The organism is Plantactinospora sp. DSM 117369 (genome assembly GCF_053764795.1).
Window position 1 is genome coordinate 2,669,145 of the sequence record NZ_CM132446.1, and the last position, 15,259, is coordinate 2,684,403.

General features: G+C 69.9%; 12 protein-coding genes. 11 read left to right on the top strand and 1 reads right to left on the bottom strand.

All coding sequences use genetic code 11. The features are described 5' to 3' along the window. Positions 1-22 precede the first annotated feature (22 nt). Positions 23-886 (top strand): TylF/MycF/NovP-related O-methyltransferase, encoded by an 864-nt coding sequence (locus ACSMXO_RS12000; protein WP_455417755.1) that lies wholly within the window; start codon positions 23-25, stop codon positions 884-886. 231 nt (positions 887-1,117) lie between these two features. Here ACSMXO_RS12000 and ACSMXO_RS12005 read toward each other — a convergent pair whose 3' ends face one another. After that, entirely contained in the window at positions 1,118-2,230 is a 1,113-nt protein-coding gene (locus ACSMXO_RS12005; protein WP_455417756.1) for an LCP family protein, read from the bottom strand. 682 nt (positions 2,231-2,912) lie between these two features. On the opposite strand from ACSMXO_RS12005, the gene ACSMXO_RS12010 reads away from it, so the two are divergent. From ACSMXO_RS12010 to ACSMXO_RS12055, 10 genes are all read left to right on the top strand, one after another. Further along, positions 2,913-3,959, top strand: a complete 1,047-nt coding sequence (locus tag ACSMXO_RS12010) for a LacI family DNA-binding transcriptional regulator (RefSeq protein WP_455417757.1) — start codon at positions 2,913-2,915, stop codon at positions 3,957-3,959. Positions 3,960-3,993: 34 nt separating this feature from the next. Then, complete coding sequence (locus ACSMXO_RS12015; RefSeq protein WP_455417758.1) at positions 3,994-6,258, top strand: glycosyl hydrolase family 28-related protein; 2,265 nt, start codon at positions 3,994-3,996, stop codon at positions 6,256-6,258. Positions 6,259-6,263: 5 nt separating this feature from the next. Next, the gene (locus ACSMXO_RS12020; RefSeq protein WP_455417759.1) at positions 6,264-7,259 is read left to right on the top strand and encodes a glycoside hydrolase family 26 protein; all 996 of its coding nucleotides are present in this window, start codon (positions 6,264-6,266) and stop codon (positions 7,257-7,259) included. 191 nt (positions 7,260-7,450) lie between these two features. Beyond that, the gene (locus ACSMXO_RS12025; RefSeq protein WP_455417760.1) at positions 7,451-7,591 is read left to right on the top strand and encodes a hypothetical protein; all 141 of its coding nucleotides are present in this window, start codon (positions 7,451-7,453) and stop codon (positions 7,589-7,591) included. Positions 7,592-8,163: 572 nt separating this feature from the next. Beyond that, positions 8,164-9,327, top strand: a complete 1,164-nt coding sequence (locus ACSMXO_RS12030) for a LacI family DNA-binding transcriptional regulator (protein ID WP_455417761.1) — start codon at positions 8,164-8,166, stop codon at positions 9,325-9,327. 5 nt (positions 9,328-9,332) lie between these two features. Continuing rightward, positions 9,333-10,928, top strand: coding sequence for an FAD-dependent oxidoreductase (locus ACSMXO_RS12035; protein WP_346263289.1), 1,596 nt, complete (start codon positions 9,333-9,335; stop codon positions 10,926-10,928). 16 nt (positions 10,929-10,944) lie between these two features. Next, the gene (locus tag ACSMXO_RS12040) at positions 10,945-12,228 is read left to right on the top strand and encodes an ABC transporter substrate-binding protein (RefSeq protein WP_455417762.1); all 1,284 of its coding nucleotides are present in this window, start codon (positions 10,945-10,947) and stop codon (positions 12,226-12,228) included. 12 nt (positions 12,229-12,240) lie between these two features. Beyond that, entirely contained in the window at positions 12,241-13,251 is a 1,011-nt protein-coding gene (locus ACSMXO_RS12045; protein ID WP_346263280.1) for a carbohydrate ABC transporter permease, read from the top strand. Beyond that, complete coding sequence (locus ACSMXO_RS12050) at positions 13,241-14,083, top strand: carbohydrate ABC transporter permease (protein ID WP_455417763.1); 843 nt, start codon at positions 13,241-13,243, stop codon at positions 14,081-14,083. Before ACSMXO_RS12045 ends, ACSMXO_RS12050 begins: the two co-directional genes overlap by 11 nt. A gap of 428 nt (positions 14,084-14,511) precedes the next feature. Next, a complete protein-coding gene (locus ACSMXO_RS12055) occupies positions 14,512-15,192 on the top strand; it encodes a hypothetical protein (protein WP_455417764.1) in 681 nt (226 codons plus the stop codon). The last annotated feature ends 67 nt before the right edge of the window (positions 15,193-15,259 follow it).

Genomic DNA, 15,259 nt, shown 5'->3' on the forward strand with positions numbered 1-15,259 from the left:
CCAATTGAGATCTGGAGAAACCATGTCCGAAACCCTGGTGCCGACGCAGCCGACGGGACGGTCCCTCGGCGATCCCAGGCAGCTGTACAGCGACCTGCTGAAGAGGACCCTGACCCGGTACGCCTTCGGCGAGACCTGGCAGCCCTACGTGCCACGCCCTGGCCGGCTGCGCAGCGTGCTCTATCGCCAGGGGCAGCGGTTGCTACGTCGGCGCGGACTGGACGTGGTCTGCCGGTTCCCCTTCGACCCCGAGGCCCGAGCCAACGGCCGCGACTGGCCACCGGACGCCGAGACGATGGTCGGGCTCCGCCGGCTCGACAACGTCGAGCGGTGCGTGCTCGACGTCCTCCGGCAGCGAGTGCCCGGTGACCTGATCGAGACCGGGGTCTGGCGGGGCGGCACCACGATCTTTATGCGGGCGCTGCTCGCCGCCTACGGCGACCGGGAGCGCGTCGTGTGGGTCGCCGACTCCTTCCGGGGCCTGCCCCGGCCGCAGGCCCACCGCACCGAGGACGTCGAGGACGCGTTGTGGCAGGTGCCGTTCCTCGCGGTGCCGCTGCACCAGGTGCAGGAAAACTTCCGGCGCTACGGCCTCCTCGACGACCAGGTGCGGTTCCTGCCGGGCTGGTTCGAGGACACTCTGCCGAACGCGCCCGTGCAGCGGATCGCGGTGATGCGGCTGGACGGCGACCTCTACGACTCCACCAGTGTCGCGCTGCGGTCGCTGTATCCCAAACTCTCCGTGGGCGGATACGTCATCATCGATGACTATCACGCCGTACGGGGCTGCCGGCAGGCGGTCGACGACTTCCGTGCCGAGTTCGGCATCACCGACGAACTCGTCTCGGTGGACTGGACCTGCCGCTACTGGCAGCGCACCCGCTGACCGCACCGCGCGGCTGGGCGGACGCTGCGACCGACCGCACCGCCCAGCTCGCCGTGCTCCGCCGGAGCTTCTACCCCCGGCCGGCACTCCCGGCGTTCTTCCGCCGGTCTGCGCTCCGACCCGCGTTCCCCGGCGCGCGGCTCCGGACGGGCCGGCTGGCACACCGGGTTGGACACGCGCGTCGGGAGAAGTCAGGAGGGTCCGACGCGTCGGTCCGCCGCGCCATCGATGTCACGGCGTCGTGTTCTCCGCGATCCACCCGTCCATCCGGTCGGTGCGGACGGCCTCGAAGAGCCGACCGGCGGCAGCCGTGTCGGCGAACACCACACTCTGGTCGCCGACCATTCCGGTACCGGCGGACGGGCTGGTGAACATGCTGATCCTGGCGCTGGTCAGCCGGCGTAGCGTCCAGCCGAGCTCGAAGAGCGAGAGGTTCTCGTCGACGCTGACCGCCTGCGCGGCGGCCCGCAGGAACTGGTCCAGGCGGCGTGGGTTTGTCAACAGTTCCCCGCGTGCCGCCTGGTCCACCATGGCCGCGATCAGGTCCTGCTGGTGCCGCATCCGGGCGAAGTCACCGTCGGGGAAGGCGTGCCTTTCCCGCGCGTAGTCCAGGGCGGACGCTCCGTCAAGATGCCGCACTCCCTGCACGAACGCCCGGTGCGGCGGCTCGCTCGCGACGAACGTGCGGTCCACCGTGACCTGTACGCCGCCGAGCGCGTCGACGATCTGGGCGAAGCCGGCGAAGTCGACGACCACCACATGGTCAATCCGGACTCCGGTAAACCGTTCCACGGTGCTGACCATGAGCGGCGCCCCACCCCATGCGTACGCGGCGTTTATCTTCGCCTGAGTGGCGGGCCGTCCGTCCGCGGTCTCCGGAATGGTGACCCAGGTGTCGCGGGGAATGGAAATAGCCTGCACGCGTTCGCGGTCCGCGGGTACGTGCACCAGGATTATCGTGTCGGTACGCGAACTGTTCTCGCCCGGGTCGGCCGCGTCCCGCCCGAGGACGAGGAAATTCAGTGGGCCGTCAGCGGATTTCGCTGGCCGCCCCTCCTGCGGCAGGGGACCGAATACGTCGAGCCGTTCGATCCGTTGGTCTATCGACCTGCCGTACAGCCAGCCAGCGACCAGCCCGCCGGCCACCAGCACCAGTACGAGTACCGTGACCAGGATCGCCAGCCGGGCCAGGCGGCGGCGAATCCCGTTGCGTACGGCAGCTCTCCGGCCTTCGCTGTCTCCGCTGTGTGTCCCGGACGGAGAAGTGTCGGTAGTCCGGCACTCTTCCGTGGCTTCCTGTTTCGGAGAATGCCCGCCCGGTCCGGGGCGTCGCGATTCGTCCATCGGACCGCTGAATCCATTTCCAGCCCTCATAATCCCGATGTTACGGATCGGTGCGACCCACCGAAGTGGAATGGGGAATCGGGCGTCCCGCCAACAGTGAACCTTTTTCAACCTCCCCTTGCGGTCCGGCGGACCGCAAGGTCGGACGCGGTGCGTGAGCGCCGCGCGGTCCAGGTTGAAAAAGGTTCAGGCTGCTGTGCTAGGCGGCGGAGTGGGTGATCGCGGCCAGGTTGTCGCTGGTAACGAGGTCGGTGGGGAGGGCGAGGGTGATGCCGGGCTCCCAGACGGCAGTGTTGGGTCCGGTGCCTCCGGTCCAGCGTGCGGCGACCTGGGCGGTGGTGGGCCCGGCGCCTGGTTCGGGCAGGAACGTCCCGGCGTCTGTGGTCTCGACCGCCGGCCCGGAGGCGGTCGACGTCGCCTCTGCGGATCCGCGAGGAAGAACTCCACCACCTACCAGGACCCCCGACGACGCCCGGCAACTGGCCGAGCCGCTCGGCGGCCCGCCGACTCCTCCGGCTGGCCGGGGTGACCCCCGGCGATCGGATGGTTATTCGGATTACCTGACGGATCCCCGCCCGTAACACTCTTGACATCGATCTTGCCAAGCAACAAGATCACACGCACCGCTCCGCTGTAGTTCTGTCCGGCGGCCCGCGACGTTATGCGCATAACGAGGAGAGCCATGGGAGCGAGACGAGTCACTCAGGCCGACGTGGCACAGTTGGCTGGCGTCAGCCAGGCGACGGTCTCGCTGGTGCTCAACGGCGAACAGGACCGCGTCGGCGACGCCACCCGGCAGCGGGTACTCGACGCGATCAGCCGGACCGGCTACTCGGCCAATCCAGTCGCGCAGCGCCTCGCGGGCGGGCGTAACCAGATCGTCGGCGTCTTCGCCTACGAACCGGTTTTTCCCCGGGGCAGCGGCGACTTCTACCGCCCGTTCCTGGTCGGGATCGAGGGCGAGGCCGAACGGTGGGGCTGCGACCTGCTGCTCTTCACCAGCGCCCAGGTCGAGCGTGGCCGTCGTCGGCTCTCCGGCAAGGCCCGGGCCCATCTCGGCGTCACCGACGGCTGCATTCTGCTGGGTCACAGCGAGGACAAGCAGGAACTCGTCCACCTCGTCGACGACGGTTTTCCCTTCGTCTTCGTCGGCCGTCGCGAGCTGCCGGGCGCGGCCGACCTGCCGTACGTCGGCGCCGACTACGTAGGGGCCACGCGCGACGTCGTACGCCTCTTCCTGGACCGCGGCCACCAGCGGATCGGTTTCGTCGGCGAACTCAGCGACCGTGAGTCGATCCTCGACCGGTTGACCGGCTACCGGACCGCGATGCGGGAGGCCGGCCTGCGGCCCACCTCGTTTGACCCGGCCGACCTCGCGCCCGACGAGATTCTCGACGTGGTCCGCGACAACCGGCTGACCGGGCTCGTGCTCGCCGAGGCGTACCGGGCCGAGGGGATCCGTGCCGCCGCCACCCGGCGGGGCCTCGCCGTTCCCGCCGACCTGTCGATCGCGATCCTGGGCCAGCCCGAGGTGGCCGCCGGCCGCCCCGTCGACAGCGGCCTGACCTGGTCAGGGTTCCGGATTCCGCGAGAGGAGATGGGTGAGCAGGCGCTCCGGCTGCTGGTCGAACTCATCGAGGGCCGGGCCGATGCCGGCCGCCACCGGCTGCTGCCCTGCTCACTGGAGTTCGGGCAGACCGTAACCGTCCCGCCCCACACCGCGCACTGACCCCCACCCGTCCACCGAAAGGAGTACGTCCCTCGTGGACAGAACACCCGATCTCACCGGGCTGTCCCGGCGGCGCCTCGTCGCCGCCGGAGTCGGCCTCGCCGTCGTACCACTACTGCCGGGCGTCGCCTCGGCGAACCCCACCGAACCGGGCCTCACCGAAGCGGGGCAGCCCGAACCGGGCCAGGCCGCCGCCGGCGGGGCAGCGGCCCGCTGGGACCCGACCGCGTTCGGGTCGACGATCACCGCGCAGCCACAGGATCCCACCGCCGTCCTGCTCGGGTCACCCGGCTTCGAGACCTACGCCGACGGAGTCGGCGACGACACCGCGGCCCTACAGGTCGCCATCGACGAGGCGTCGCGTCGGGGCATCGCCAACAAACTCGGTGACATTCTCGGCGGGGCGCGGGACTTCCCGCACGGCGACGGCGGCGGGGTCGTCCTCGTCCCGCCGGGGACGTACCGGCTCTCCGCCCCGGTCAACGTCCACGACTCCGTCCGGGTCGTCGGCTTCGGCCCCCACCGCCCGCTGTTCCTGCTCGGTGCGAACTCGCCGGGGTACGCCACCGGTACCGCCCGGGACGTCTTCGCCTTCCGTCGCCGCCCGGTCGGCGGCCCGATCACGTACGCGAACAACGACACCTTCGGCTCGGCGCTGGTCAACCTGAACATCCGGATCGACCCCGGCAATCCCGACGCGGTCGCGGTACGGTTCGGCGGGGCGCAGCTCTGCATTCTCCAGGACCTGGACATCGACGTCGGCGAGGGCCGTACCGGCATCGACCACAACGCGAACCTCATCCAGCGGGTACGGGTCACCGGCGGCGAGATCGGCCTCTACGCGTACGCGGCCTCGGCCGGCTGGCAGACCACCCTGCTGGACTGCCGCTTCTCCGGCCAGCGTCAGGCCGCCGTGGAGATGTTCAACGACGCCAAGCTCGTGGTGGTCCGGACCGCCGTCGCCGACGTACCACGCGGGTTCTCCAGCGCGGAGGGGCAGTGGCAGCACCTCTACCTCCAGGACTCCCACTTCCAGGACGTCCGGGACGCGGCGGTGGTGCTCAACGACAGCGGCAGCATTCCCGGGGCGGAGAACGACCTGATCCGGTACAGCAACCAGTTGACGCTGCTCGACTGTACCGCCGCCAACACCCGCGACCTGCTCGTGCTCGCCCAGAGCGGTGCCCGTACCCGGACCCCGTGGGCGTCGACCCGGATCCGGGAGCTGACCTACGGGCTGCGGGTGGAGCGGGCGTTGAGCCGTCGGGAGTCGCGCCGCGACGGCGTCGACGCGGACCTCGCGCCCGGTGCGCCCGTGTCCCGGATACGGGACGCCCTGCGGACCGACGTGCCGGCGTTGCCGCCGGTCAGCAATTGGGTCAGCGTGGCCGAGGTCGCCGCCCGGATGGGCCGGACCATCGGTGCCGGCACCGACGACCTCGAGGTCTTCCAGGCGGCGGTGGACCGCTACGACACCGTCTTCGTGCCGATCGGCCGCTACCTGTTCAGTGACACGCTCCGGTTGCGCAAGACGTCGAACCTGGTCGGCCTGCATCCCCGGCAGACCTGGCTGCTCGCCGCCGACGGGCATTCGCACTTCAGCGACCCGGCCGCGCCGCGCGCCCTGGTCGCCACGCCGCACGGTGGTCGCAACATCGTCACCGGCATCGGCCTGGACACCGCCCGACAGACCCCGGGCTCGGTGAACCTGCTGTGGCAGTCGGGGACCGGGTCCTACCTGGCCGACGTCACGACACAGTTCGTCAAGTGGCACCCCGAGGATGTCGCCTCCGGTGACCCGGGCTACACCTACCGGGGTCGGCACAAGTACGGCATCTGGGTCCGGGGTGGCGGTGGGACGATCGCGAACGTCTGGAGCGTCAACGGCTGGGCCGACAACGGTCTGCTCGTCGAGGAGACCGCGGTCCCGACCCGGGTGTACGAGATCTCTGTCGAGCACCACGAGACCCGCGAGGTGGTGCTCCGGGACGTGTCCCGGTGGCAGTTCCTCGGCCTGCAGACCGAGGACCACCTCTACGGCTGGCGGTCGCAGGCGGTCGAGATCGAGGACTCCTCCGACCTGCTCTTCGGCAACTCGGTGCTGTTCCGGGTGGCGACCGTCCTCGGCCCGTACCCGTACGGCGTCAGCGTGCGGAACAGCAGGCGGATCGAGTTGCGCGGCAACCGGGGCTACCGGGACAAGACACCCGAGTTCACCCAGTGGGGTGTGGCGGTCACCGATCACCGTACCGGGCGGTCGGTGCCCGAACTCGAGTTCACGCTGATCGGGATCGGGTGACAGCCATGGTGACGATCGATCGACGTACCCTGCTCGCCCTGGCCGGTAGCGCCGTTGTCGGGGCGTACGTGGGTGCGGCCGCTGGTCGGCCGGCCGCCGCGGCCACCCCGGGGCTCGCCGCGGACCTGGTACCGGCCACCGGGGCACACTTCGGCGCGTACGTGTACGCCGGCAACGACTCCGGGGTCTCCCAGCCGGAGGCGCTGGAGTCGCAGATCGGCCACGGGCTGCGGATCAACCACAGCTTCCAGCACGCCGGCACCGCGCTGCCACTGACCCGGATCCAGCAGGACATCGCCGCCGGGCGGATCCCGATGCTCTCCTGGGGTGCCGGCGAGGAGCCCCGGCTCCGGGAGATCCTCGCCGGGCTGCACGACACCGAGATCGAGGGCCAGGCCCGCCGGCTGGCGGAACTCGGCGCCCCGATGTTCCTCCGCTACACCTGGGAATTCGACCTGCGCTACACCGACACCAAGCTGTTCACGGACACCTGGCGGTACGTGCACTGGAAGTTCGCCCAGGCGCCGAACGTGGCCTTCGTCTGGTGTCCGACCTGGCGGGCGTACCGGGAGACGTTCAAGGCGGAGGACTTCTACCCCGGTGACGAGCACGTCGACTGGATCGCCGCCGACGGTTACGCCCGGCCGAGGCCGGACCGGCCGGAGTACAACTACCGGCCCTTCGACCTCATGTTCGACGTCGCGCACGCGTACGCCGTTGCCCAGGGCAAGCCGTTCATGGTCGGCGAGACCGGCGTGCACCGCGCCGACGTGGACCCGGTCCAGGCCGAGTGGCTGGAGAGCACCCGGAGTGTGATCAGGAGTTCGTACCCGAACCTGAAGGCGTTCCTCTACTTCCACCGGGATGGCGACGACCCCGACAACCACTGGCGGGTCACCGTTCCGGACGGCGGCCCGGCGCAGCGGGCCTTCGCCGCCTTCGCCGCCGATCCCTACTTCAACCCGCCGTTCGACCCGCCCCTCGATCCGGTTGGACGGTGATCCGGGGCCGGGGGTGGTACCTCCCGGCGCGTACGCGCCCGTGCGGCTGGCGGAAGCTGCCGACGATGCGGTCTCGGTCCAGCGGCGCCAGAGCATGCGCGTCGAGTGGGCGCCGAGGCCGCGGAGAGCCGGCTTCGTAGTGGACACCGTTGTCCGCCATCTCGATCGGCGGCGGTTGGTCGAGCGTCCACATGCGGACGTGGAGACCAGCGGCGCTGGCGCTCGGTGGCAACCGCGGGCTGGTCTCGCACAGCGCGATGCCGCACTCGGCGGCCGTGACCGGGGCGGGGGTCCTCGCCCGCGGCCCGGTCCAGCAGCTCCCGGCAGTGTGACCGGTACACCGGCTCCGTGGCCATCCCGGTCGTGGGCCGGAGTGAGTAGCCGGAAGCTGTGCCAGATCTGGTCGGGTCACGCCAGGTCACCCCCGGCCGTGGGTACGCGCCGGGTCACCTCGCCGACCGGCTCGCGCCGGGCCACCGGACCACCGTCGGTAACCGGTCGCGCCCATGCCGCCACTCCACCGACCGGCACCACCACCGCCTGTCGTCCTGCCGTTTCCGCACCGGGCGACGCCGTGCCGGTGGGGCTGAGCGCCTTCGTACCCTGTCCTGCTCTCCCACCCCGGACTGCGGGGTGGGAAACGCCATCTGGTCACCCTTGGTGATTTCGATCCGGCCGTTTGTCGTCACTCTCCGTCATTGCCGACGAACGGCGGGACCGGTCGTCTCTGGGCCCCACGGCCCCCGGCGAAGCCTTGCTAGCCGCCGGCTAATTCGCATTAGGTAACGCAAAAGTGACGAGGCAACCACCGATTCGGCTCTTGACAGCGCACTGCGACAGGAAGCAAGATCCCAAGACATCGCTCATTAATGCGTATTAGCAATTGAGAGAAGGGTGACGGACCGTGACCCCCGTACCGAAGCGGGTTACCCAGCGCGACATCGCTCGCCTGGCCGGCGTGAGTCAGGCGACCGTCTCCCTCGTGCTCAACAACCGCGCGGACGCGGAGGTCCGGATCGCCCCGGAGACCCGGGATCGGGTGCTGCGCGCGATCCAGGAAACCGGTTACGTCCCGGACCCGGTCGCCCGCCGCCTGGTCTCCCGGTTCAACCGGATCATCGGCGTCTTCACCTACGAGCCGGCCTTCCCCAGCGGCAGCCGGGACTTCTTCCACCCATTCCTCGTGGGCATCGAGGAGTATGCCGAGCGTGTCGGCTGCGACCTGCTGCTCTTCACCAGCGCGCCGGTCACCGATGGGCGGCGGCGGGTCTTCCACCAGGACAACCGGTTGCGCCTGGCCGACGGATGCATCCTGCTCGGTCGCGAGATCGACGCTGACGAGCTGTCCCGGCTCAACCGCGACGGGTACCCGTACGTCGCGGTCGGCCGGCGGGACGACGCCGACGGCCCGGTCCGATACGTCGGCGCCGACTACGCCGCCGCCGTACGGCAGCTCGGCGAGTGGGCCCAGCGGGCCGGGCACCGCCGGTTGGCGTACCTCGGCACCGGGCTGACCGCCGAGTCGTCGGCCGACCGGCGGCGGGGCTTCGCGGAGCAGGCCGGCAGCGCGGAACGGGCGTTCGAGGTGATCGGCACCGGCCGGAGCACCGACGCGATGCTGGACGACCTGCTCGCCGAGGATGCCACGGTCGTCTTCGTCGAGGACTTCGGCACCGCGGTCGACCTCCGGGCCGCCGCCCTGCGGCGTGGGCTCGCCGTCCCCGGCGACCTCTCGATCCTCACCCTCGGCGACCCGACCACCCCGGTGCCCACCGACGTCACCTTCACCGGATTCCACATCCCCCGGGAGGAGATGGGGCGGCGGGCCGTCGAGGTGCTGACGGCCGTGGTGGACGGCACCGCGCCCGACGTACCCCAGCGGCTGCTGGCGTGCGAGCTGGTCGACGGCACCACCCTCGGCCAGCCGGTGCGGGGTGGCGGGGGCGCGCCGGTGACGGTGCGGCCCACCGAACCTGGCGCGGTGCGGCGTACCGAGCCGGTCGCGACTCGACCGGGCAGGTCCGGTGCGGCGCGGCGAACTGATCTGCAATCGGAAGGAAGCAAGTGACACAGATGCGTGCGGACGTCCTCGTCGTTGGCGGCGGCCTCGGCGGGGTCGCGGCGGCGCTGGCGGCGGCCCGGGCCGGTCGGACGGTCGTGCTGACCGAGGAGTACGACTGGCTCGGCGGGCAGCTCACCAGTCAGGCCGTTCCGCCGGACGAGCACTCGTGGGTGGAACGGTTCGGGGTGACCGCCAGCTACCGGGCGCTGCGCGACGGGATCCGGGACTACTACCGGCGGTACTACCCGTTGACCGAGCGGTCCCGGGCGTGGACCGACCTGAACCCGGGCGCCGGCTGGGTCAGCCGACTCTGCCACGAGCCCCGGGTCGCGGTCGCGGTGCTCGAGCAGATGCTGGCGCCGTACCGGGGGGCGGGGCGGTTGACGGTGCTCCAGCCGTACCGGCCGGTGGCGGCCGAGACCGACGGCGACCGGGTCGTCGGGGTGGTGCTGGCACACCGCGACGGCGGCGACCGGATCGAGGTGACCGCGCCGTACGTGCTGGACGCCACCGAGACCGGCGAACTGCTGCCGCTGACCGGCACCGAGTACGTCACCGGGTTCGAGTCGAGCGCCGAGACCGGTGAGCCCAGCGCGCCGGACACCGCACAGCCGACGAACATGCAGGCGGTCTCGGTCTGCTTCGCCATCGACCACGTCGCCGGCGACCACACCATCGACCGGCCCGCCGAGTACGACTTCTGGCGGAACTACCGCCCGGACTTCTGGGGCGACCGGATGCTCTCCTGGCGCTCGCCGCACCCGCGGACGCTGGAGATCGTCGAGCGGAGCTTCACTCCGAACCCGGACGACGATCCGCTGAGCGTGGACGCCGACCAGCGGGTCAACCCGGGCGACGGCAACCTCTGGACGTTCCGCCGGATCGCGGCCCGGCGCAACTTCGTCGACGGCGTGTACGGCAGCGACATCACGCTGGTCAACTGGCCGATGATCGACTACTTCGAGAGCCCGGTCATCGACGTACCGGACGCCGAGGCGCACCTGGTCCGGGCCCGCGGCCTGTCGAAGTCCGTCCTGTACTGGTTGCAGACCGAGGCGCCCCGGCCCGACGGCGGCACCGGCTTCCCGGGGCTGCGGCTGCGCGGCGACGTCACCGGCAGCCCGGACGGGCTCGCCCAGGCGCCGTACATCCGGGAGTCGCGGCGGGTCCGGGCCGAGTACACCGTGGTCGAGCAGGACCTCTCGCTCGCGGTCCGCGGAGACAAGGGTGCCGTGTGCTACCCCGACTCGGTCGGGGTCGGGATGTACCGGATCGACCTGCACCCGTCCACCGGCGGCGACAACTACATCGACGTCGGCTCCTGCCCGTTCGAGATCCCGCTCGGCGCGCTCGTGCCGCGCCGGATGGAGAACCTGCTACCGGCCGGCAAGAACATCGGCACCACGCACATCACGAACGGCAGCTACCGGCTGCACCCGGTGGAGTGGAACGTCGGCGAGGTCGCCGGCCTGCTCGCCGACTTCTGCCTGGCCCGCGGCGAGTCGCCGCGGGCGGTACGCGACACACCCGGCCTGCTGGCCGACTTCCAGGACCGAATCACGAAGGCCGGCGTCGAGATCCGCTGGCCCGAGGTCGTGGGTTACTGATGGTGAGGAGAGAGAAGTGAGAATAGGGAGAGGGCTGCGGGTCACCGCCGCGGCGCTCGCAGGGATGGCCGTCCTTGCCGCCTGCGGCGGCGGGGACGACGCCGGCGACAGCGGTCCGGCCAGCCTGCGGATGACGGTCTGGACGGCGAACGAGCAGCACCTGGCGCTGTTCAACCAGATCGCCGACGAATACAAGAAGAGTCACCCGAACGTCACCGGGATCACCTTCGACCCGCTGCCGTTCGACACCTACACCACCAGCCTGACCACCCAGATCGCCGGGGGCAACGCCCCCGACCTGGCCTGGGTGTTCGAGAACTCGGCCCCGGACTTCGTCTCCTCCGGCGCGCTGCTGCCGCTGGACGAGAAGCTGCGGTCCACCGAGGGCTACCGGTACGACGACCTGGCGCCCGGGCCGCTGAAGCTCTGGCAGGACGATGGCAAGCTGTACGGCTACCCGTTCTCCACCTCGCCGTTCGGCGTCTTCGTCAACACGGACCTGCTGAAGGCGGCCGGTCAGAGGACTCCGGCCGAGCTGATCGCGGCCGGGCAGTGGAACTGGCAGACGGCGCTCGGCGCCGCCGCCGCGGTGCAGGGGGAGACCGGCAAGGCCGGCCTGGTGATCCGGGACTTCGACTACAAGGGTTGGGACAACCTGTCGACGCTCTGGACCGGCTGGGGTGCGGCGGCGTGGAGCGAGGACGGCAAGAGCTGCGGCTTCGCCTCCCCGGAGATGGTCGACGCGATGACCACCCTGCACAAGGCGATCTTCGTCGACAAGGCGCTGCCCGGCCCCGGCACCACGGCTGACTTCTTCGCCGGCGACGCGGCCATGACCGTCACCCAGATCTCCCGGGCCTCGCTGCTCAAGGATGGCGGCTTCGGCTGGGACCTGGTGCCGCTGCCCGCCGGGCCGAAGGGCACGTACGCGGTGATCGGGCAGGGCGGTATCGGGGTGCTCAAGCAGGGCAAGCACACGGACGCCGCGCTGGACTTCCTGGCGTACCTGACCAACCCCGACAACTCGACGAAGCTCGCGCAGTTCTTCCCGCCGCCGCGCCAGTCGCAGTTGACGGCGGAGACGCTGGCCAAGACCAACCCGAAGCTCAAGCCGGAGCAGTTGCAGAAGGTGGTCGTCGACGGCATCACCAACGGGGTGGTCAAGCCCAACCACACCGGGCAGGCCGAGCTGAGCCAGCAGGTGCGGGCCGCGCTCGACCCGCTCTGGACGCCGAACGCGGACGTCAAAGCGGTGCTCGACGGCGTCTGCGCCAAGATCCAGCCGCTGCTGGCGAAGTAGGGAAGCCGGACGATGTCCCAGACGGACGAAGCGGCGGGCCGGTTGGCACCCCGGCCCGCCGCCGGCGACCGGCCCGGCGGGCGTGCCTCCGGCCGGGCCGGCAGCTCCAGATCCGGCGGCACGGCTGGCCGGCCCCGGCCGTACTGGACCAGCCGGCGTCGCGACCAGTTGGCCGGCTACCTCTTCGTCACCCCGCAACTGCTCGGCAGCGCGGTCTTCGTGATCCTGCCGCTGGTCCTGGTGGTGTGGTACAGCCTGCACGAGTGGAACGTGCTGGCCGGCACCTTCGAGTACGTCGGCGCGGAGAACTACCAGGCGCTGGCGGACGACAGCACGTTGCCGTCCGTGCTGCGGGCGACCGGGCTGTTCTCGGTCGGGCTGGTGGTGCTCAACCTCAGCCTGGCCCTGCTGCTCGCCGTACTCCTGAACCAGCGGCTGCGCGGGACGGTCGTCTTCCGCACCCTGTTCTTCTCCCCGGTGGTGGTGTCGCTGGTTGCCTGGACCATCGTCTGGGGCTTCCTGCTCCAGGACAACGGGGGGATCAACGGGCTGCTCGACATGGTCGGGATCTCGGGGCCGAACTGGCTGCGTGGCGAGGGGACCGCGATGGCGTCGGTCATCGTCGTCCAGGTCTTCAAGAACGTCGGCCTCAACATGGTGCTCTTCCTGGCCGCGCTCCAGGGGGTGCCGGCCGAGCTGTACGAGGCCGCCGAGGTCGACGGCGCGAGCCGGCCCCGCCAGTTCTGGCGGATCACCGTACCGCTGATCAGCCCGACGATCCTGCTCACGTCGATCATCACCGTGGTCGGCTCGTTGCAGGTCTTCGCGCAGATCGCCGTGCTGACCCAGGGTGGGCCGGGCACCTCCACCACGGTGCTCGTCTACTACCTCTACCAGCAGGCATTCCAGTTCCATCACTTCGGGTACGGCGCCACCCTGTCGATCCTGCTCTTCGTCATCGTGCTCGCGCTGACCGTGCTCCAGTGGCAGATGCGCAAGAGGTGGGTGTTCCATGAGTCGTAATTTGTCCCGGCGGGCCCGGCTGTGGTTGTACGGCGTACTGCTGGTGCTCTGTGTGCCGTTCGTCTTCCCGACCTGGTGGATGGTCACCTCGTCGCTGAAGCCGGTGGCCGACATCTTCGCCTTCCCGCCGAAGCTGATCCCGACCAGCGTGAGCTTCGACGCCTACCAGCGGGTCTTCGAGCTCCAACCGTTCGGGCAGCAGTACCTGAACAGCATGTACATCGCCCTGGTGGTCACCCTCGGCACGCTGGCGGTGTCGGCACTGTCCGGGTACGCCTTCGCCCGGATCAGGTTCCGCGGCCAGAACCTGCTCTTTCTGGTGGTCCTCGCCGGCCTGCTCATCCCGAGCGAGGTGACGATCGTCCCGCTGTTCCAGATGTTCTTCAAGCTGGGGCTGGTCGACACGCACTGGCCGCTGATCCTGGTGCCGATCCTCGGCGCGCCCAGCGTGCTGGCGACCTTCATCATGCGGCAGTTCTTCCTCGCGTTGCCGGGTGAGCTGGAGGAGGCGGCCCGGGTCGACGGGCTGGGCCGGTTCGCCACCTTCTACCGGATCGCGCTGCCGCTGGCCCGGCCGGCGCTGGGGGCGGTGGCGATCTTCACCTTCCTGCACAGCTGGAATCTCTATCTCGAACCGATCGTCTACCTCTCCTCGCCGGAGAAGTTCACCCTGCCGCAGGCGCTGACCCAGTTCGTCGACGTGTACGGCGGTCCGATGTGGAACGTCCAGCTCGCGGCGGCGTCGATGACCGCGATTCCGGTGCTGGTGGTCTTCGTGATCGCGCAGAAGCAGTTCGTGGAGGGGCTGGCGCACACCGGCCTGAAGGGTTAGCCGGCTTCCCTTCCCGAATCCGCCCAGTACTCCAGTCGTAGCTGGTTGGTTCGGTGTCTTCGCTGGTAGTGGGCTTGTTTGCCGCGGTACTGGTGTCGGCGTCGCCATCGTGACCATCGATGGGTGTGTTCGAAGGATCGGGTGGTGGTGATCAGGTGTGCCAGGAGACGGCGGACCTCGCCGAGGGTGAGGGGGATGAGCTGTTCATGATGGGGTTGGGTGTCCCCTTTGAGCGTGGGCGGTGGTGACGGCGAGGTAGGCGTGGGCCACCAGTACGAGGGTTATGTGGCGGTACCAGGCGTCGTAACGCGGCACCTGGTACTGGTCCAGGCCAACTGAGTGCGCGATATCGGAGGGCGCATAGGCACCGCCAGCGCCCGGTCAGGTGGGCGATCGAGCCGCTGCCTGCCCCGAAGTAGGGTCACCCGGTGACCGCGTACGACATCGCCGCCAGGCTGCCTTCCATCGACCGGCTGCGGCAGCGCTGCAAGGCATTGGCCGTGCTTGAACGCATCATCGACGGCGGCGCCGCCTACTACGCCTACATCTCGACCTGGGGTACGGACGAGGCGGCGCTGATGAGCAACGGCAGCGGCGACGAGTGGGCCATCGTGTTCACCGCCGACGGCGCGTTCATCCGGGTCTTTGATCATGAGTCGGCAATGTCGCCCTACGGCGATCCGGACCACGAGTTGTGGCCGGGGCTGCTTGACGGCATCCCCGCAGTGTTGCGCCCGCAGCTGGAGGAACCCGCGTTCTGCGACGAGTCCGGGCAGTTCCTCGCCACCGCGGTGCTGTGGCGGTTGGTTGGTGACGACCGCTGGCACGCCGGCGAGGGCATCACCTTCCCACCACTGCGCGGGCGGTACGACGGCATCGGGCCGGATGGGTCCGGCATGCTTGAGATCCTGCTCGACGACATCGTCGACAGGTTCGTAGAGTTCGCCGGCGACTACTACGAGATCGAGGTGGACCGGGCGGCAGTCGAGCACGTCGTCGCCCACCGGCCGCTCACCGACCCCGTTATACAGGCCCTCAATCCTCAACTCACCGTCGCCGACCTGAGGGAAGACATCGCCGCCATCGGTTACCCGATCGCCGTGATGTAGCGGCGGTTTGTCACGTCGGGACCAGAGGGCACCCGCCTCGCGGCAGAACAGTGCGTCCGTGCGGCGG